The 18,101-nt window shown below is 47.4% G+C and carries 19 protein-coding genes; 16 read left to right on the forward strand and 3 right to left on the reverse strand.

Features of this window, described 5'->3' with window-relative positions; genetic code table 11:
* The first annotated feature begins 36 nt into the window (after positions 1-36).
* From ACTJKB_RS20730 to ACTJKB_RS20740, 3 genes are read left to right on the forward strand one after another with little or no spacing between them, the layout of a single operon-like run.
* Positions 37-1,158, forward strand: coding sequence for a hypothetical protein (locus tag ACTJKB_RS20730; RefSeq protein WP_440836260.1), 1,122 nt, complete (start codon positions 37-39; stop codon positions 1,156-1,158).
* The gene (locus ACTJKB_RS20735) at positions 1,155-2,147 is read left to right on the forward strand and encodes an ABC transporter ATP-binding protein (protein ID WP_440836261.1); all 993 of its coding nucleotides are present in this window, start codon (positions 1,155-1,157) and stop codon (positions 2,145-2,147) included. Before ACTJKB_RS20730 ends, ACTJKB_RS20735 begins: the two co-directional genes overlap by 4 nt.
* Positions 2,144-3,028, forward strand: coding sequence for an ABC transporter permease (locus tag ACTJKB_RS20740; RefSeq protein ID WP_440836262.1), 885 nt, complete (start codon positions 2,144-2,146; stop codon positions 3,026-3,028). The genes ACTJKB_RS20735 and ACTJKB_RS20740 overlap by 4 nt, the downstream gene beginning before the upstream one ends.
* A 93-nt stretch (positions 3,029-3,121) precedes the next feature.
* Here ACTJKB_RS20740 and ACTJKB_RS20745 read toward each other — a convergent pair whose 3' ends face one another.
* Positions 3,122-3,448, reverse strand: a complete 327-nt coding sequence (locus tag ACTJKB_RS20745; protein ID WP_074083528.1) for a winged helix-turn-helix transcriptional regulator — start codon at positions 3,446-3,448, stop codon at positions 3,122-3,124.
* A gap of 188 nt (positions 3,449-3,636) precedes the next feature.
* Here ACTJKB_RS20745 and ACTJKB_RS20750 point away from each other — a divergent pair, with 188 nt between their 5' ends.
* From ACTJKB_RS20750 to ACTJKB_RS20795, 10 genes are all read left to right on the forward strand, one after another.
* The gene (locus ACTJKB_RS20750; protein ID WP_074114691.1) at positions 3,637-4,419 is read left to right on the forward strand and encodes a GTP cyclohydrolase II; all 783 of its coding nucleotides are present in this window, start codon (positions 3,637-3,639) and stop codon (positions 4,417-4,419) included.
* Between the two features lie 56 nt (positions 4,420-4,475).
* On the forward strand, positions 4,476-5,531 hold the full coding sequence (locus tag ACTJKB_RS20755) for an ABC transporter ATP-binding protein (RefSeq protein WP_440836263.1): 1,056 nt from the start codon (positions 4,476-4,478) through the stop codon (positions 5,529-5,531).
* A gap of 79 nt (positions 5,532-5,610) precedes the next feature.
* Positions 5,611-6,405: an ABC transporter permease gene (locus ACTJKB_RS20760; protein WP_440836355.1), complete on the forward strand. Its 795-nt coding sequence runs from the start codon at positions 5,611-5,613 to the stop codon at positions 6,403-6,405.
* Between the two features lie 48 nt (positions 6,406-6,453).
* Positions 6,454-7,197, forward strand: a complete 744-nt coding sequence (locus ACTJKB_RS20765) for an ABC transporter permease (RefSeq protein ID WP_440836356.1) — start codon at positions 6,454-6,456, stop codon at positions 7,195-7,197.
* A 186-nt stretch (positions 7,198-7,383) separates the two neighbouring features.
* Positions 7,384-8,379, forward strand: coding sequence for an ROK family protein (locus ACTJKB_RS20770; RefSeq protein ID WP_440836264.1), 996 nt, complete (start codon positions 7,384-7,386; stop codon positions 8,377-8,379).
* A 60-nt stretch (positions 8,380-8,439) separates the two neighbouring features.
* On the forward strand, positions 8,440-8,976 hold the full coding sequence (locus ACTJKB_RS20775; RefSeq protein WP_440836266.1) for a hypothetical protein: 537 nt from the start codon (positions 8,440-8,442) through the stop codon (positions 8,974-8,976).
* 45 nt (positions 8,977-9,021) lie between these two features.
* Positions 9,022-9,360: a DUF6054 family protein gene (locus ACTJKB_RS20780; protein WP_440836267.1), complete on the forward strand. Its 339-nt coding sequence runs from the start codon at positions 9,022-9,024 to the stop codon at positions 9,358-9,360.
* Between the two features lie 217 nt (positions 9,361-9,577).
* Positions 9,578-10,147 carry a TetR/AcrR family transcriptional regulator gene (locus ACTJKB_RS20785; protein WP_440836268.1) on the forward strand — a complete coding sequence of 190 codons (570 nt, stop codon included), beginning with the start codon at positions 9,578-9,580 and terminating at the stop codon, positions 10,145-10,147.
* Between the two features lie 70 nt (positions 10,148-10,217).
* A complete protein-coding gene (locus ACTJKB_RS20790) occupies positions 10,218-11,672 on the forward strand; it encodes a DHA2 family efflux MFS transporter permease subunit (protein WP_440836357.1) in 1,455 nt (484 codons plus the stop codon).
* 191 nt (positions 11,673-11,863) lie between these two features.
* Positions 11,864-12,661, forward strand: a complete 798-nt coding sequence (locus ACTJKB_RS20795) for a M15 family metallopeptidase (protein WP_440836269.1) — start codon at positions 11,864-11,866, stop codon at positions 12,659-12,661.
* An 11-nt stretch (positions 12,662-12,672) separates the two neighbouring features.
* On the opposite strand, the gene ACTJKB_RS20800 is transcribed toward ACTJKB_RS20795, so the two are convergent.
* Positions 12,673-13,680: an ABC transporter substrate-binding protein gene (locus ACTJKB_RS20800; RefSeq protein WP_440836270.1), complete on the reverse strand. Its 1,008-nt coding sequence runs from the start codon at positions 13,678-13,680 to the stop codon at positions 12,673-12,675.
* 205 nt (positions 13,681-13,885) lie between these two features.
* Here ACTJKB_RS20800 and ACTJKB_RS20805 point away from each other — a divergent pair, with 205 nt between their 5' ends.
* From ACTJKB_RS20805 to ACTJKB_RS20815, 3 genes are all read left to right on the forward strand, one after another.
* Positions 13,886-14,659, forward strand: a complete 774-nt coding sequence (locus tag ACTJKB_RS20805) for a stalk domain-containing protein (RefSeq protein ID WP_440836271.1) — start codon at positions 13,886-13,888, stop codon at positions 14,657-14,659.
* Positions 14,660-14,831: 172 nt separating this feature from the next.
* Positions 14,832-15,446 (forward strand): TetR/AcrR family transcriptional regulator, encoded by a 615-nt coding sequence (locus ACTJKB_RS20810; RefSeq protein WP_440836272.1) that lies wholly within the window; start codon positions 14,832-14,834, stop codon positions 15,444-15,446.
* 34 nt (positions 15,447-15,480) lie between these two features.
* Entirely contained in the window at positions 15,481-16,980 is a 1,500-nt protein-coding gene (locus ACTJKB_RS20815) for a DHA2 family efflux MFS transporter permease subunit (protein WP_440836273.1), read from the forward strand.
* An 88-nt stretch (positions 16,981-17,068) separates the two neighbouring features.
* Here ACTJKB_RS20815 and ACTJKB_RS20820 read toward each other — a convergent pair whose 3' ends face one another.
* On the reverse strand, positions 17,069-17,971 hold the full coding sequence (locus ACTJKB_RS20820; RefSeq protein ID WP_440836274.1) for a DMT family transporter: 903 nt from the start codon (positions 17,969-17,971) through the stop codon (positions 17,069-17,071).
* Positions 17,972-18,101 lie beyond the last annotated feature (130 nt).

The following is an 18,101-nucleotide window of genomic DNA, read 5'->3' on the forward strand; positions in this document are numbered from 1 at the left end:
GTTAATGTACATCAAACTTTTAGGAGGAACCATCCAATGACCAATCCTTTGAAATATGATTCCGATAAACAACTTTCGGATGAAGCCTGGGCGAAGCTACAAAATAAGCTTGCTGCTGAGCCGGTGAATCCGGTATGGGCATCATGGGGGCAGGATGTCAAGAAGGTTAGCATAGAAGAAGACCATGCGGCATCCATAGCGGAATCAAGTGATAGGAAGAATGAGGTGCAGCCTTTAGTGAGTCCAGCGGACATCGCCGGAGCACAGGCAAAAACCAATAGCCGGAAGCCGCGGCGGTTTGCCATGAACCGCCGCCGGAAATGGGCAACTGCTGCAGCGGGCGTAGCCATATTTGCAGCCGTACTTGCCACACCTGTAGGCAATACGGCCATGGCCGCCATATTGGGTCAATTCAGAATGCAGGAAGTAACGGCTGTCAATGAAGATGATCTGCGGAATTTGTTCTATCAGGTCAGCGGGGAAGACAATATTAATGAAGCTGTTAACAAATTTGGCTCATTCAGCTATTCATCCGGTACGTTAAGCGGAATGGTGCCAGTGAATGCATTGCAGGATAAATTGGGCTACCCTGCGCTGACCGGTGGAGCTTTTGATAAGGTTAAAAGCGTATATATAAACTCCTCACAGCAAATTACACTGACTCTCAAGGTGGATGAGGTGAATAAGGCGCTGACACGTCTGGGGGCGAAAGAGCTGTTGCCTGAATCCATTGACGGCAAGCCGCTCACGCTATCGGTTCCAGAATCCGTAAGCTATGATTTTTCTACGGATGATCATTGGGCGAATCTGATGCAGATGAATACGCCTGTGGTGAATGTAGATCCTTCAATTAACGTAGAAGAGGCTGTGCGGGCTGTCATTGATTTCCCGCTTCTTCCGGATGAACTGAAGTCCAGTCTGCAGCAGAGCAGTATTCTGGCCGGAGACCTGCCTATGCCAGTGATCAAAGGGAATCATTCCGAGCAGATTGAAATGAACGGTATAAAGATTATCATGGAAACTATGGAGTATGGCGATGGGCCTGCTTATAGCGCTACATGGGTGAATAATGGGCAGCTGTTCGACTTTTCCGGCGGTTCACTCTATCAGGACAAAGAGAAATTCATGAAGCAGCTCCAGGAGTTGATCACGCAATGAATGTACCCGCAATCCAAGCGCAATTACTGACTAAAGAATATAGTAACGGACGCGGCTGCAGAGATGTAACTATTACTGTTGAGAAAGGGGAAGCCTTCGGCTTCCTCGGTCCCAACGGTGCCGGTAAAAGCACCTTTGTTAAAATGCTGGCAGGCTTAATTCGTCCGACCAGCGGAAGTGCTACTCTTTTTGGACACCCGATTGGAACTCTTGCAGCCAAGTCGAAGATAGGTTATCTGCCGGAACTTTACCGGTACCAGGAATGGTTGAGTGGAGAAGAGGTAGTTAGACTCCATGCCCGATTATGCAATATCGAGAAGTCTGTAGCAGACCGCAAAATACCAGAGCTGCTGAAGGAAGTAGGGTTAGGACTGCGGGGCCGTGACCGTGTGAAGCATTACTCCAAGGGAATGCAGCAGAGGTTGGGTCTAGCCTGCGCACTTGTGAATGATCCGGAGCTTGTTTTTTTGGATGAGCCGTCATCGGCACTTGATCCAATCGGCCGTATGGAAGTGAGGACTATACTGGAAAGGCTAAAGCAGCGGGGTATCACCATTTTTCTCAACTCTCACCTGCTTGAAGATGTTGAGGTGCTGTGCGACCGGATGGCGCTGCTGAATAACGGCGAGATCCTGCGGCACGGCAAAGTCTCAGAAATATTAAACAAGCGAACAAGCTGGCATTTTAAAGTGGGCGGCTTTTCGCCTTTTTTGCTGTCTTGGTTGAAGAATCATTCGGGATTGCAGATCAGTCAGGCAGCGGTAGACAGGAATCAGGATGAAGAGGGCATCATTGTGTCTTCTACCATCGAAGGAAGCACGGTGTGGCTGGAGGCGGAAGTCGAGAGTGAAGAACAAGTGGGCTGGTTAAATTCACTGATGATTGAACAGGGTATGACCTTATATGAGGTTTCGCGTAAAAAAGAACGACTGGAAGAATGGTTCCTGGATGCTGTATCCGGGCTCAGCCATAGGGGGGAGCAGGAATGAGAACCATACTGGGAATGACCTGGAAAGAACTGCTGCGGAAGAAAGTGATGCTCATGACTCTGGTTATGACTGCTGTCTTTCTGATCGCGTTCTGGTTCGTTGCAGCTATTGTCGGGAGCAGCGAGTCTGGAAGTGTAACCAGCATTGAGAATGGGAGAAACCTGATTGAAAGCTTTACGACAGGTACTTTTATTTTGACCATGGGGTTTTTCTTCGGGGCTTTTGTTATTGCATTTCTGGCTATTTTTAGTTCTTTCTCCTCCATAGCGGGAGAAGCGGAACAGGGGATCATGCAAGCATTATTGCCTCGCCCATTGCCGCGGTGGAAATGGTATCTGGGGCGCTGGCTTGGGTATGTCACCTTAGGGATTTTCTATGCTTTTCTTTTGTTTGCAGCGATTCTAATGATAGCGGATGCACATGCTTCTATCCCTAGAGACGGGGCTGCGCTTATAAAAGCTTTTCTGCTCTTTGCTTCTCTAGTTCCGTTGCTGATCAGCTTATCCATGCTTGGGTCGGGTTTATTCTCGGCACTTGGCAATGGGGTTTTCATGACCATGCTCTATGGAGCAGGCTGGCTTGGAGGGATGATCGATAAATTGAGCAGTTCGCTAGGCTTGAAGGAAGAAGCAATCCATACACTGCATAATCTCACGGGGATCATGTCTCTTCTCATGCCGGCAGACGGACTGCAGCAAAAAATGACAGCGGAGCTTTTCAGTCTGAAAGATTTGGGTGGGATGGTGAATATGAATACAAGCTCCTTTCCACTATTAGACTTTAATTCCGTTCCTTCGGATTCATTTGTGGTGTATGCCGTTCTGTATACGGTTGTGGTGTTTGCGATAGGACTGCTGCGGTTTCAGCACAAGGATTTGTAAACATGTATTTTCAATAATTGATACAACAAATAGCGCCCTGCTGGATTCCGTAGATGGAACCGGCAAGGCGCTATTTTGGATGCAGACTGGACTTCACTTGTTTGCACCGATCTCGATCCAATCGGTGGACCAGTTGCCAATTTCACCAAGGATGGGTGCCAGTGCAATTCCTTTGCTGGTCAGAGAGTATTCAATCCGTACAGGCATTTCAGGATACACCGTGCGCTGGATGATGCCCTCGTTCTCCATTTCCTTTAAACGGTCGGACAATACTTTGCCGCTAAGATTGGACAGACAGCTCTCAATTTCACCAAAACGGCGGGGACCTTTCATAAGTACGAATACTATAAGCGCAACCCAGCGTTTGCTAAGCATATCTACCGCTTTTTCAAAGCGCGGACACATTTCGAAATCATTCATATCGATCACCTCCGCATTCATTATATCATAAACTTACAATAAGTAATCATTAATATTTATATATATATTATAACTTGACGAAGTTATATTACAATGATAAACTAACTTACAAATAGTTACTCGACTTAAATGGTTGGAATAAAGTTGGAATATTAAAATTCACACTATATGTTTAGGATGGTGCAATCATGATCAAACCAGATATCGTATCTATACTACAAAATAAAATTAAGCGGATTACCATGGATGATTCCACTAATATACTCGTTGGTCCTATTACTCTGCCAGTGAATCTGGACGGGGAAACCGTCACATTCAAATGGTACAGCTGGCTGAAAGCCACAGACGAGGAATTGCAGGGTGGCGACAGCAAAGAAGCAACGGAACTGCTGATTTCCCGGCTGTCCTCCATGAATCTGGCTGAAGGGCAGCAGTCAAGCGTGCTCGTGTACGGTGATTTTGAGGATTCAGATGAAGCGCTGATCCGGATGCACAGCATTTGCCATACGGGTGACATCTTTGGCAGCAAACGCTGCGATTGCGGTTTCCAGCTCCGCCAGTCAATGAAAATGATTGCGCAGCACGGATCAGGTGCCTTGTTCTACCTGGCTAATCATGAAGGAAGAGGGATCGGGCTGTTCAGCAAGGCTATGGCATATATTCTCCAGGAAGAAGGATATGATACTGTAGAAGCCAACCTGGAGTTGGGCTTTGCCGATGATTCCAGAGACTACAGAGATGCGATCAGCGTCTTGCAGCATTTGCGCAGCAAACCGGTTACCCTGATTACGAACAATCCCAAGAAGATGGAAGCCCTCAAGGCAGCCGGGATGAATACCGGGAAGCGAATCCCATTATGGGGCGACGTATCCGTATTCAATGAGAAATACCTGCGTACGAAAGTGGCCCGTTCCGGCCATCTGGAGGCGGTGCCGAACACTGATTTTTTTGATGGACGAGTAGCCAAATAATTCAGAGATGTTATAATGGGGTACTGAACTTAATAATTAGATTAGTGAGGTACAATATGAATGCCATTCAAGTGCAGGACTTGCGCAAAACCTTCAAAGTCCAAAAAAACCGCGAGGGCCTCAAAGGGGCCTTCGCTGATTTGTTTAAACGGGAATATTCCGAGGTTACAGCTGTAAAGGATATCTCCTTCTCCATTCCCCAAGGCGAGATTTGCGGCTATATTGGTGAGAATGGTGCGGGTAAATCCACGACGATCAAGATGCTGACCGGCATTCTGGTTCCAACCTCGGGCAGTCTTTCTGTGGGAGGCTATATACCCTATGAGGAACGTGAGAAATTTGTGCGGAATATCGGTGTTGTGTTCGGACAGCGCAGCCAATTGTGGTGGGATATTGGTGTGATTGAATCCTTCCAGTTGCTCCGCAAGGTATACCGTGTACCCGAACTGGATTTTAAGAAACGGCTGGATGAGCTGGTTGAACGGCTGGAGCTGCAGGATTTGCTGAATCGTCCGGTCCGCAAACTCAGTTTGGGGCAGCGGATGCGTTGTGAGCTGGTTGCAGCACTCCTGCATAATCCGTCCATACTGTTCCTGGATGAACCTACAATTGGACTGGATATTGTGGTCAAGTCGGAAATCCGCCAGTTCTTGAAGGATATGAACCGCGAGCATGGAACAACTATTCTGCTGACCACTCATGATCTTCAGGATATTGAAGCGCTCTGTTCACGGGTAATTATGCTGGACGATGGACGCATCATTTATGATGGCGGTCTGGAGGATCTGAAGCAGCGCTGGGGTACAGGGCGTGAGGTGCAGTTCCAATTCGGAGCTCCAACAAAACTTGAGCTGCTTATGCAGTGGACAGAAGAAATGCCGGTGACCTGGTCATCTGAGAATGATCTGGGTGCCAAGGTTTGGATTCCGCTGGAGCTGAACGTTTCGGATGTACTTGGACGAGTTGTGGGTCAAGCAGACATTACCGACATCAAAATCATTGAAACCAATACGGATGATATCGTCCGCAGCATTTATCAATCAGGTTCGGCCGAGAAACCGGAAGAGAAGATTCTTGCGCTTAAGGATGAGAAAGAGGTCATCCATGTCTGAACAGCTTAGATCCGCTGCAGCCACTTCATCATCTGGAGGTTCTTCCGCTGACGGACCTCAGGAAAAAGGATGGAGGCTGCTGCTGGGTGCTTATTTCGATTTCATCCGCATCCGGTTTCTAACTATGCTCGCTTACCGTATCAATTATTATTCCGGTATTCTGATCTATACCCTAAATATAGGTGTCAACTATTTCACCTGGAAGGCAATCTATGGGGACGGGGAATCCCTGGGCGGGTTTACAGGCGCCCAGATGACGACGTATGTTGCGGTTTCCTGGATGGCTAGGGCGTTTTATTTTAACAATCTGGACCGGGAGATTTCTACAGATATCAGGGACGGAAGCATCGCAATCCAGTTCATCCGGCCATATAACTACGTGCTGGTCAAGATGATGCAGGGGCTTGGCGAAGGCATGTTCCGCTTTATGATGCTGATGATCCCGGGTATGGTGATTGCTATTCTGCTGTTTCCAGTGCATTTGCCGACAGAACCTTCAGCTTGGGCCGGATTTCTGGTCATGCTCTTTTTTAGCTTCCTGATCAGTTCACAGATCAATATTATAACGGGCTTATCGGCGTTCTTCGTCGAGAATAATGAGGGTATGATGCGGATGAAGCGTGTCGTGGTCGACCTTTTCTCCGGCCTGATCGTACCGATCACCCTGTTTCCGGACTGGTTATCTTCTATCCTTAAAGTTCTGCCCTTTCAAGCCATCACTTACCTGCCGGGTTCCGTATTTACGGGACGTGTGCAAGGGGTGGGCATTTGGAACGTGCTGGGTATCCAGGTCATCTGGTTCGTAGTACTGCTGGTTCCAATTGTCTGGCTATATCACGCGTCGCGTCAGCGGCTGTTCGTGCAGGGGGGGTGAGTGAAGTTGTATTACTTGGGTTTATTAGTTGAATACATCAAAAACTATATGAAGACACGTCTGACTTACCGTGCTGATTTCTGGGTGGAAGTGGTGTCTGATCTTCTTTTTCAAGCAACCAACTTTATCTTCATTCTGGTTATCTTCATGCATACCAATAGTCTGGGTGGTTGGAGCCAGAATGAAGTGGTGTTCGTATACGGCTTCTTTATGGTGCCTTTTGGCGTCTTCAGCTGCTTTGTGAATATGTGGGGGTTCAGCGAGCGCTATATCGTGAAAGGTGAAATGGACCGCATCCTGACCCGTCCGGCACATAACTTGTTCCAGATTTTCCTGGAGAATGTGGACCCTCCGGCATTGGTAGGTTCGTTTATCGGTTTGATCATTATGGGAATTAGCGGCAGTAATCTCGGTCTGCCCTTTGAATGGTGGACCATACCCATGATTATTGTGCTTACGCTTAGTGCGGTTGCCATCTATACAGGGATATATACGACTTTAACCTCATTGTCGTTTTATTCGGATGCTCCAACCGGCATTCTGCCGCTGATGTACAATATCCAGACCTATGGCCGTTATCCGGTTACGATCTACAATCGCGCGATTCAGGTACTGCTTACTTGGATTATTCCGTTTGCTTTTGTCGGAGTGTACCCGGCGGCACTGTTTCTGCACCGTGAGGAGATGCAGGGTATGGCACTGCTTACTCCGGTGGTGGGTGCGGTATTCCTGGGGATTGGGCTTTTATCCTGGAATTACGGTGTCAAAAAGTATAAGGGAGCCGGGTCATAGGTCAAGCTTCTCTCCGATAGAGTTTAGGACAGACTGGTGTTCATTGCTGGTCTGTTTTTTCTATTTCCCCTAAAGCTTCCGCCAGAAGTTCCAAAAGTAATATAAGATGTTATATAAATCGCTTTTCACTTATACTGTGTTTCCTCATAATGAACACAGAGATAATTATTACTGGAGGAGTGTAAAATGAAAACGCATACTATCGGTGTGGATTTAGGCGGAACCAATATCAAAGCAGCATTATTTGATGCCGGATTCACGGCAATTGGAGAAATATCAATACCCACGGAAGCTGCCGAAGGACCGGAACATGTGCTTAAACGTATCCGGCTGGCTGTACAACAGTTGAACGAAGACACCGGGATTGGTCTTCAGAGTATTGCCTGCATGGGAATGGGGATTCCAGGGCTGCTTGATCCTGATGAGGGTTTGTCCCTGTTTTCTCCAAATTTCCCGGGTTGGGAACACGTACATATTGTGAATGAAATGAAGCCATTTTACGATTTCCCTGTGTTTATTGATAATGATGTCAGGGTGAATCTGTATGGGGAATGGCAGTATGGAGCAGCAAGAGGGTGCAAAAACGTAGTTCTGCTGACTCTGGGAACGGGACTCGGTTCAGGAATTATAAGCGACGGCAAGGTCGTGTACGGCACCACATTCAGTGCAGGGGAGATCGGCCACATGAACATGTTCAGGCAAGGCCGTCCCTGCCGCTGCGGAAGCTCGGGCTGTCTCGGCAGATACGTATCGGCAGTTGGTATGGTGAATACGTTCAAAGAGAAGCTGGCGGAAGGAAGAACAAGTATCATCCAAACCTGGACAGGTGGGGACAATGAACGGATAACCGCGCTTATGATTTCAGATGCTTATGATCTGAATGATGCTTTGGCGGTGGAGGTCATGCATGAGACAGGGGTTTTACTTGGTTTTGGACTATCTAACATAATTAATTTGCTGAATCCGGAAACGGTCATCATTGGAGGCGGGATGTCTGCGGCAGGAGAACGTCTGCTGTGCAGTGTCCGTGAGACGGTAAAGGAGCACGCCCTGAAGCTGTCCGGCAGCAAGTGCAGTATTGTTCAGGCTGAGCTGGGGAGCCGTGCGGGCACGCTTGGTGCTGCGGCATATGCATACCGCAGGTTAAATGGAACAGAGTCGGATAAGGAAACCCTTGAATGATGTATCTGCTGCTGTAGCATGCTATGCTGTAGAGAGAATACGATAAGCAGGAGGCCAAAAATGAAAAGAGAGATACAGAACGTGCCTTTTGGCTATGAGCCACCGGCTGCGGAGCGCAAGGGAACCCTGGTGTTTTATGATTCGTTTGAGCATGTTTCGGATCAGGAGCTGGAGCAGGCTGCCCGCACCGCAACAGAGCGCAAGTTCACCAAGCTGGTGTTATACCCGCTGCATGAAGAAACTGTAAGACGGATGAGCAAGGAGCCCGTGAAGGCTTTTTACAAACGGGAAGACCGTCTGCACGAATGGAAAAGAGAGCAAGGCCGCTCGTTCGTTACCGTTGAGAGTCTGGAAGGCAAGCGGAAGAAGTATACGCCGCTGGACTCAGCGCTGCGTCACATCACAGAAGTGTATCCTTCGCCTTATTTTCTCTATATGACACCTGAAACGGCCAATCAATTTGCTTCGTATTCCTCTTTTGAGGAGTGGATTATCAAGCTGAGGCTGATACTGTCAGCAGCCCCCGGGTATGTTCACCCGCGTCTGGAAAAGTTCCAGCATCGCTGGGATGTTGCCGGAGAAGAAAAGAAGGAGTAAGAGCGCTGGATCCAATTCAGCGGATCACTGAAGGAGGCGGTTTTCTTGTCGGACGTTTACAGCTTTAATGTAAGTCTACAGCCTGTGGAAGCACTGATTATGGTGAAGGAGGGCATGCCCGCAGGTTCAGAGTTGCTACATGAAGAGTATAACGAGGTGGGGAATGGCTATGCGATTGGAACGCTGGTATATGAGCGTTATTTCTTCCGTTCGGGCAATCAGGCCGCACTGATCGTTATATCCGATAATCTGCATGGAGTGACGAATATACGGCTCATCGCGGCAGGAGCCTCGCAAGGCATAATCATGAAGATGGATTGGGGGGCTGGCAAAAGCTTTGCCTCCTCCGTAGAAAAGGTATTATCTGCTTATATTCTTGAATGATTTTGACCAGCAGACGTAGAATGCCCTTCAATATAGTAATCTCATTTATTAAATCCACACTATTCGCATTGAAATAAATATATTATATTTGAACTATTTTTGTGCAGTGATAGAAAGCAGGAAAATAAAATTTTAATAATTTAATGTTGACACATCACTCGAATTTATGGTTCTATTATGTAGACCGATTGTTATAAAAGCAAAGGAAGTGTCCCGCTTGTCAAACAAGCCTAATGCGCGTGAAGCGATTGTGGATACCGCTTCAAGACTATTTTTCACACAAGGCTATCATGCTACGGGTTTAAGTCAGATTATTAAGGACAGCGACTCACCCAAGGGATCGCTTTACTATTATTTCCCACACGGTAAAGAGGAACTGGCCTTAACCTGTATCAACAAAACGAGTGAGATTGTTGTAAGACAGCTGAGACAATATGTAGAGAAGGAAATAACTGTTATTGAGGCAGTTCAGGAATTCATTCATCAGATGGTCAGGGACGCTGAAGAGTCTGATTTTAAAGGAATGGTACCCTTCAGCTTCTGGGTAGCTGTAGAAACCTCCTGCATTAGCGAGGAGCTTAGAACAGCATGTCAGACTGTATTTATGGATTGGCAGGATGTTATTCTGCAGCGTTTACTTGAAGAGGGAGCCGATGCTCAACTCGCAGCCGATAAGGCTTCAGTGGTGGTCTCGTTGTTTGAAGGAGCGCTGCTGCAGACTTTGACCTGCCGGAGTACGGGGCCGCTTCTCGCCGCTTCTAAGTTGGTTTCCGTATTGCTCAGCTAAATAAGAAGCAAGAGAATAAATAGAGAGAAAAATCATGTTTTATCAGGAGGATCACAGAGTGGAAGCTACCATGACTGGAAAGAAACAAACCGAAGAAACAAAATTCAGGGTTTTACCGATTCTGATCTCCTTGCTGCTTGCCGGATTTATCGGCATGTTCAGTGAGACTGCGCTCAATGTGGCGTTAAGTGATCTGATGAAAGTTCTAGACATTACACCAACGACGGCACAGTGGCTGACCACTGCTTATCTGCTGACACTGGGTATTCTCGTACCGATATCCGGGTTGCTGCTGCAATGGTTCTCAACAAGACAATTATTCGTTGCCGCATTATGCTTTTCGATTCTGGGGACCTTCCTGGCCGCGATGTCACCGAATTTCGAGTTTCTGCTTACGGCCCGTGTAGTTCAGGCGATGGGGACCGCACTGCTCCTGCCGCTGATGTTCAACACCATCCTGGTCATTATCCCTGCTGAAAAAAGAGGGGCTGCAATGGGACTCATAGGGCTTGTTATCATGGTGGCTCCTGCGATCGGGCCTACGATTGCCGGGCTGCTGATTGAGAGCCTGAGCTGGCACTGGATCTTCTGGCTGTCACTGCCGTTCCTTGTGATTGCACTGATCTGCGGAATATTTTTTATGCAGAACGTTACCAAGGTTACCAAACCAAGGATTGATGTGCTGTCCATTGTGCTTTCTTCTCTGGGGTTTGGCGGAATCGTATTTGGATTCAGCAGCGCCGGTGAAGCCGAAGGCTGGGGAAGTCCAAAAGTCATTATTGCTATTGCAGTTGGTGTCGCGGCACTTATTTTGTTTGTGATCCGCCAAATCACGATGAAGCAGCCTATGATCAATCTCCGGGCATTCAAGTTCCCGATGTTTGTGGTTGGTGTGCTGATGGTTTTCATCTGCATGATGGTTATCCTGTCCTCCATGCTGATTCTTCCGATGTACCTCCAGCAGGGACAAGGATACTCGGCCTTCAAAGCTGGCTTGCTACTCCTTCCTGGTGGAATTATCAACGGTCTGATGTCACCGATTATGGGAAGGTTGTTCGACAAATACGGCCCGAAATGGCTGGTTATTCCTGGCCTGGTTATTGTAGCGGTATCGCTGTGGTTCTTCTCCAGTATCACGGCTACTTCTACCGTAGTTTTCGTCATCGTACTGCATAGCGCACTAATGGTAGGCGTATCGATGATCTTCATGCCTGCCCAGACCAATGGGATCAATCAGTTGCCAATGGAACTGTACCCAGATGGTACTGCGATCATGAATACATTGCAGCAGGTAGCAGGAGCCATAGGTACGGCACTGGCGGTTAGTATCATGACAGCAGGGACGAAGAGCTATATGGAATCTGCAAGCAATCCTGCCGATCCGGCCAATTTGCTGCCGGCCTTTACACAAGGCGTACAGAATGCCTTTGTGTTCGGAATGGCCATGGCGATTATCGGTTTGGTGATTGCGTTCTTCCTCAAGCGTGTCATTGTACATCATAAAGCACAGGTTTCAATGCACTAATAAGCTAAGTGCATAGGAATCATTGTTAAAAGACACATCCGTTATGCGGATGTGTCTTTTTGCATTTATTACAATTATTGGTCAAAAAGTGGTAGAATACAAATTACACTTTGGAATACGATGTACATTTATTCGTAAATCGTAACCGGAAGTAGTCTAGTCGGCGTTTATGGAAGAAAGGGGATTGGGAAATGAGAATCAGCAAGGATAGGCTTAAACGAAGTACGGGGATGCTGATTCTTCCCCTTTCACTCATCGTCTGCTTGAGTGCTGCGCTTATGCCTCATAGAAGCTTTACTTCCGCTAAGGCTACGGAGGAACCGGGACAGAAGGTGAGTGCTTCTGCATCCCAACAGGTTAAAGTGCAGAAAAAAAACAATCTGCCTGAAGGATTCGTATACCTGGATGAGGTGATTCCTGCTGCGCAATATGAAATACGTTATTTCAGTGAGAACAATTTTACGGGATCACGCGTTGAAGGATACAAGGCGCCGCTGGCGATCTTTTCACAAGTAGGGGCCAAAACGTTGAAGGCAGTCAGTGACGACCTGGCCCGCAAGGGGTTTATCATAAGAATCTATGATGCCTACCGTCCACAAAAAGCAGTGGATGATTTTGTCTCATGGTCCAAGGATGCAGCTGACATCAAGATGAAGCAGCAGTATTATCCCAATCTGGACAAGCGCAACCTGTTTAAGCTGGGCTTTATAGCTAAGAAGTCAGGGCATACCAGAGGCGGAACGGTTGATTTGACACTGGCATATGCCAAAACGGGCGTTCTTGTGGATATGGGCAGCCCGTATGATTTTTTTGGCGAGATTTCTTATTACAATACTTCTCTCATCAGCAAGACACAGCAAGCCAACCGTAAAATCCTGAAGGATGCTATGATTATGCACGGATTCAAGCCTTACAGCAAAGAATGGTGGCATTTCACCCTGATCAAGGAGCCTTTTCCCTCTAAGTACTTCAACTTTGATGTAGAGTAAGCTGGGTAAGATTACTTAGCCATTATTTTCGGCAATTCTACAAGAAGACGTGTTCGTGTAATGATATCATCGAAATTCCATTTACTGTTGGCAGAGTAGGTATTACCGTTCTTGACTGCCGGGACAGACTTCCAGATGGGACTGCTCTGCAGTTCATCCAAAGCTGAAACAGTTTCCCCAGTCTCATCTCCTAGGATAAAGAGGTGCTCTCCTGCAAATGAAGGTAGAACTTCTTCCGAAATTTCGCTGAACAGCTCTCCTTGATCAATCAGTTGCTGAACCTTGGGATTTGGAGTGAATCCCAGCATGTCGTACAGTGATACTGATATCCCTTGATGTCCCATTACATATAACGTTTTTCCGAGCTGTAGGAACACTGTCGCAGTCTTATCCAACTGTGTATCCAGCTTTAATTGCGATTTGACCATTGCGGCTTCGGTTTCATAGGCCTTAATCTTTTGCTCTGCGATATCTTCCTTGCCCAAAACTTCAGCGATTTGCCTCAATCTTGCATATGTACCGGTTTCACCTATTACTACAACTGTCGGGGCAATATCCGCCAGTGATTTCAGTCCAGCCTCGTCCCAATCATTGAAAATGATGAGATCGGGGTTATGCGAGAGAACTTTCTCCGGCGAATATGGGTAGCCTATGTCATCAATACCTTCGAGCAAATCAGCATAAGCTACTTGTGATGCGATAACACTGAGGCTAGCTCCCACAGGTTTTACACCCAGTGCAAGCAGGTCACCCGGATCACTCCCGACATAGATTATCTTTTGGGGATTTACAGGGATTTCAACCTGCCGGCCCTTGGAATCGGTGAAATTGCGGGTAACGTCAGTATCTGCTGTATTCGTAGTACCAGATGAAATAGATTGTTCATTCTGAGCGGAGTTTGCACTGGCTGCAGTAGAAGCTGCATTTTGATTGCTGGTAGTATTGCCTCCGCAGGCGGTTACTAGCAGGATGAAAAGAAGCGTAGAACTCAGTAATGCACATGATTTGATTTTTAACATTAAACACAAAGCCCCTCTCAATAATAATGATAATCATTATCAATAAAATTATCACATTATAATGAAGTGTACAATAATAATGTTTTATACTTTCACTGAATTCGGAAGGGTTATAAAATCAATCCATTTGGGTAATGTTTAATGTAAGATCTATTCCTGCAGCTTGCAAACGTAATCAATCTAATACAGGAGAGGTGGAATCGATGTGAAGACCAAAATCGCAGCCGTAACCCTCAGTATTCTGTTATTTGCAGGCGGGTTAGGGTTATTCGTGCCCCAGCGCGCACAAGCCGCAGACCCCATTAAGGTCATTCTGAACGGACAGTTATTACAACTGGAGGAGTCAAATGCATACAAGAGCGGATCAGCCATTTTGATTCCACTCCGGGAAACAGCTGAAGCTCTCAAATATCAAACTACGTATAAAGGCAGCACCGGACAAGTCCAGTTGACGCGCGTTAAAGAAACCGTTGACTTCAAGCTAAGTGGCGATGAGGTCATACTTAACGGCAAAGACAAGGTCTCATTTCAAGAACGGATTGAGGTCAGACAGAAACGGATCTATGTCCCATTGTCCTTTTTTAATGCTATCGGGCTTATCGCCGCTTATGACGACAGCTCTGGACAAGCCGAAATTTATGCACCAGAGGTTGCTGCAGGAGCGGTAACCGGACTATTGGCTGCGGGCAAATATCAGGAGCTTCAGGAACGTTACCTGAGCAGTACGGCTGCACAACAGGCATTCCTGCCGGTGATCCAGCAAAGCTGGGAAGCGGTTTCGGTTTCGTCTGGCAATTATTTTGGAATAAAAACAACGGATAGCCGCCGTGCTGATGGGGTGATGACAATCCAGAGCGTACTCCTCTTCTCGAAGTCTGAAGCCATATTAACCTTAACAGTGGACATAAGAGGAAAGATTACCGGGCTGACTTTGACACCACTGGCTGCGAATGAGGCTGCAACTCTTCCAGTTAAGTAACTCGAATATGTAAAGAAGGCGATCTGAACCTTTGTCAAAGGGTGATCGCCTTCTTTTGTTTTCAATAAGCTATTGACAGGAGGGCTTTTAGGGAGTAAATTTAATTCTTGTTAAACAGTGTTTAAAACAGTGATCGGACAAAAAGTCGGGGAAGGAGGATACAGCCAAAGCTATGACTAGAAACAACAACATTGCAGAACCTTCAGACAAGGATACGAAACAGGCGATTCTTCAGGCAACTGTGGATTTGATTCGGGGAGAAGGGTTCAGTTGTGCCACCATGCGTAATATAGCTGCCAAGGCAGAGACTAATCTGGCACTTGTCAACTATCATTATGGCTCCAAGGATAAATTGCTGTCGGATGCGGTAAGAATGCTGCTCGCTTCTTTTGATGGCGCCTTTAAAGTACTGGAGGACGATACTTTACCTCCGAGGGAGCGTCTGAAGCTGTTTTTCACCCGATACATTGAGGAGCTCAAGCGCTATCCGGGGATGGCCAGACAAATGCTTGATCAGAGACACCACATTATGAGTTCACTGGATGAATACTCCCGTTACTGCAAAATGATGCGCCTGGAAAAGATTTTGCAGGCTATTCAGGAAATCACCGGTGAAGAGGACAAAAATAAGCTGATGATGATGCAGCTTCAGATATACGGAGCGGTAGTTGTTCCAGTGATTATGCTGTCCAGCATGCCTGAGGACAAAGCGGATTTCATGCCGGTCTTTAATCCTCCGCCCATTGAAGAGCAGATCGACGCGTTATTCGACCGTTATTTTCATTAAACCTATCCAAATAGAGAAAAGAGTGGAGAAAAGAATGTCAAACACAACCAATGCGAAAGGTGCGCCTGCTGAGCAGCCCTTCTCTCTAAGAGCTATACTACCACCATTGATGGCCATTATCGTAGGGATGATCATGGTTATTCTTGACGGTACAGTAGTCAATGTAGCGGTGCCTAAGCTGGTAGAATATTTCAATACGGACCTCAAAACCGTACAATGGGCAATTACAGGATATACTCTTGCCCTGGCTGCTGTAATTCCGCTTGCCGGTTATATGACGGACCGTTTTGGTTCGAAGCAGGTATTTGTATCAACGGTCGCCATGTTCGTACTGGGCTCCATGCTGTGCTCCATCGCACAGACTTCAGAGCAGTTGGTGCTCTTCCGGGTCATTCAAGGCTTGGGTGGCGGGATGGTTGCTCCGATTGGAATGGCGATGGTCTTCAGACTGGCTCCGCCTGAACGGAGGGGCTCGATCATGGGACTCCTGGGCATTCCAATGCTGTTGGCTCCTGCGCTTGGTCCAATATTGTCCGGCTGGCTGGTGGAATACGTGAGCTGGCACTGGATCTTCCTGATCAACTTGCCAATCGGAATCGTGGGAATTATTCTTGGTATTAAATATTTGCCCAAAACTGAAAAGAAGGGCAGAGCCCACCTCGACATTCTGGGAATTATTCTGGCTCCAATAGCCTTCTCAATGCTGGCTTACGGTGTGAACCAGGGCGGCGGCGAAAGCTGGTCCTCAACCGGTGCTATTCTAGGTTTGACCGTGGGTGGAGTAGCGCTCGTACTGTTTGTCATCGTAGAATTGCTTCATAAGCATCCGTTGCTTGAGCTGCGTGTATTCCGGTCATCTGACTTTACACGGGGGATTATTCTCAGCTGGGTGACACAGGCTGCATTATTCGGCTCCATGCTGTTCGTGCCATTGTATCTGCAGCAGATCCGGAATTATACTCCACTGGAAACCGGTTTGATCCTGCTGCCGCAGGCACTTGCTTCCGGAATCGGAATGCCGTTGGGCGGACGCCTGTTTGACAAAATTGGTGCGCGTCCACTGGTATTTGTCGGTCTGAGTATTATTTCAACCGCACTCTTCATGCTGTCAGGTGTCACAGTGGATACCGGGCTGCCGTTTATTATGTCTACCCTGGCGATGATGGGGCTTGGCATGGGTCTTTCGATGATGCCGGTCAACACACATGTGCTGAACTCGGCACCGCGTGAATGGGTGAACCGGGTAACGCCACTTACAGCCGCTGCCCAGCAGGTCGTGGTATCCTTTGCCGTTGCCGGTATGACCGGTTACCTGACCAGTCAAATTGCAGTTCATATGGGAAAAATGGCCGCAGGCGCTAACCCTCTGTCCGTTATGGTTCTCGGATTCAATGATGTGTTCTTCTTCTCAGCCTGCATCGCTGTGGCAGGTGTGGTGATCAGCCTGATTCTCCGCAAACCAAAGGTAGCTGCGACTCCGGCCTCACCGGATGCTGAAGCTGCTGCTGATCCAGCGATGATGATGGGACACTAAACGTATATGATTGAAATTCGTTAGTGGGTAGTATCAAAAGCCGCTACAGCTTTTCGCTGAGCGGCTTTTGCTGTTGATTTAGATTGTTTTATAAATTGACTCGCCGTTTCTTATGCAGCTTGTAGGTGACAGAAGTAAAGTGTGCTTTGCTGAGGAGTTCGGAGGCTACGATTCCCAGAAGCACCAGAGCCGCACCAGTGTAGCCCTGTATCGACAGCTGCTCGCCGGCAAACCAATAACCGAACAGGGCTGCGAAAACTGGCTCCATAGAGAAGATCAATCCGGTACGGGTAGGTGTTGTGTATTTTTGGGCCACGGGTTGCAGGATAAAGCCGCAAGCGCTACAGAAGATGCCAAGTGCCAGAATCGCGATCCAACTGGACAGAGTAGAGGGCAGAGAAGGGGTCTCGAACAAGAATGACAATACCAGTGCGAAACCTCCGGCGAAACCAAGTTGAAGAATGCCGATAGATAGACTGTCACAGGCTTTAACCGCTTTGGATGTAACCAGAATCTGTACGGCATAGAATACAGCGGACAGAATGCATAACAGATCGCCCGGCTGCATGTGCAGGGAAGAATTCAAGGTGAGCAGACCGATCCCGGCTATGGCCAGAACCGCTCCGAAGACTTGAGAGGGAGCGACTTTTTTTCTAAATACAAGCACATCGATCATCGGCACAAAAATAACAGTCAACGCCACAAGAAATCCGGCATTTGAGGTGGTCGTGGTCTTCAAGCCAAAGGTGATGCAGGTGAATACACCCAGCAGTAAAAATCCGAGCAATGCTCCATACTTCAGTGTTCTTACATCTACAGCTCTAAGGCGTTTGTGAAATAGGGTGGCTGCCAGGATAAAGGCAAGTCCGAAGCGCAATGCAATCAGATTGAATTCCCCGAGCGAACCTAGTCCCATCTTCATGAACATATAGGAGGAACCCCAGAACATGGTTACTATAAAGAGCATCAGCTCAGCCTTGAGCGGCTTCATACTGTCATCATCCTTCATCATTTCAAGTGGCGAACCACTATAGTATAATATGGTGAAATACATAAGTTAACTGAATGTTTATCATAGAATACATGAGTATTACTAATGTAAATCCGGAGGTGGCAGGCAT

The organism is Paenibacillus sp. 22594 (assembly GCF_052044425.1).
Lineage (GTDB): Bacteria > Bacillota > Bacilli > Paenibacillales > Paenibacillaceae > Paenibacillus_AQ.

What these genes read in the sequence shown, in the direction of transcription:
- ACTJKB_RS20730 (WP_440836260.1), top strand. Translation starts at nt 37, where the DNA reads ATGACCAATCCTTTGAAATATGATTCCGATAAACAACTTTCGGATGAA.
- ACTJKB_RS20820 (WP_440836274.1), bottom strand. Translation starts at nt 17,971, where the DNA reads ATGAAGCCGCTCAAGGCTGAGCTGATGCTCTTTATAGTAACCATGTTC.
- ACTJKB_RS20755 (WP_440836263.1), top strand. Translation starts at nt 4,476, where the DNA reads ATGAATGCCATTCAAGTGCAGGACTTGCGCAAAACCTTCAAAGTCCAA.
- ACTJKB_RS20775 (WP_440836266.1), top strand. Translation starts at nt 8,440, where the DNA reads ATGAAAAGAGAGATACAGAACGTGCCTTTTGGCTATGAGCCACCGGCT.
- ACTJKB_RS20795 (WP_440836269.1), top strand. Translation starts at nt 11,864, where the DNA reads ATGAGAATCAGCAAGGATAGGCTTAAACGAAGTACGGGGATGCTGATT.
- ACTJKB_RS20750 (WP_074114691.1), top strand. Translation starts at nt 3,637, where the DNA reads ATGATCAAACCAGATATCGTATCTATACTACAAAATAAAATTAAGCGG.
- ACTJKB_RS20740 (WP_440836262.1), top strand. Translation starts at nt 2,144, where the DNA reads ATGAGAACCATACTGGGAATGACCTGGAAAGAACTGCTGCGGAAGAAA.
- ACTJKB_RS20735 (WP_440836261.1), top strand. Translation starts at nt 1,155, where the DNA reads ATGAATGTACCCGCAATCCAAGCGCAATTACTGACTAAAGAATATAGT.
- ACTJKB_RS20800 (WP_440836270.1), bottom strand. Translation starts at nt 13,680, where the DNA reads ATGTTAAAAATCAAATCATGTGCATTACTGAGTTCTACGCTTCTTTTC.
- ACTJKB_RS20770 (WP_440836264.1), top strand. Translation starts at nt 7,384, where the DNA reads ATGAAAACGCATACTATCGGTGTGGATTTAGGCGGAACCAATATCAAA.
- ACTJKB_RS20745 (WP_074083528.1), bottom strand. Translation starts at nt 3,448, where the DNA reads ATGAATGATTTCGAAATGTGTCCGCGCTTTGAAAAAGCGGTAGATATG.
- ACTJKB_RS20765 (WP_440836356.1), top strand. Translation starts at nt 6,454, where the DNA reads ATGAAGACACGTCTGACTTACCGTGCTGATTTCTGGGTGGAAGTGGTG.
- ACTJKB_RS20790 (WP_440836357.1), top strand. Translation starts at nt 10,218, where the DNA reads ATGACTGGAAAGAAACAAACCGAAGAAACAAAATTCAGGGTTTTACCG.
- ACTJKB_RS20815 (WP_440836273.1), top strand. Translation starts at nt 15,481, where the DNA reads ATGTCAAACACAACCAATGCGAAAGGTGCGCCTGCTGAGCAGCCCTTC.
- ACTJKB_RS20810 (WP_440836272.1), top strand. Translation starts at nt 14,832, where the DNA reads ATGACTAGAAACAACAACATTGCAGAACCTTCAGACAAGGATACGAAA.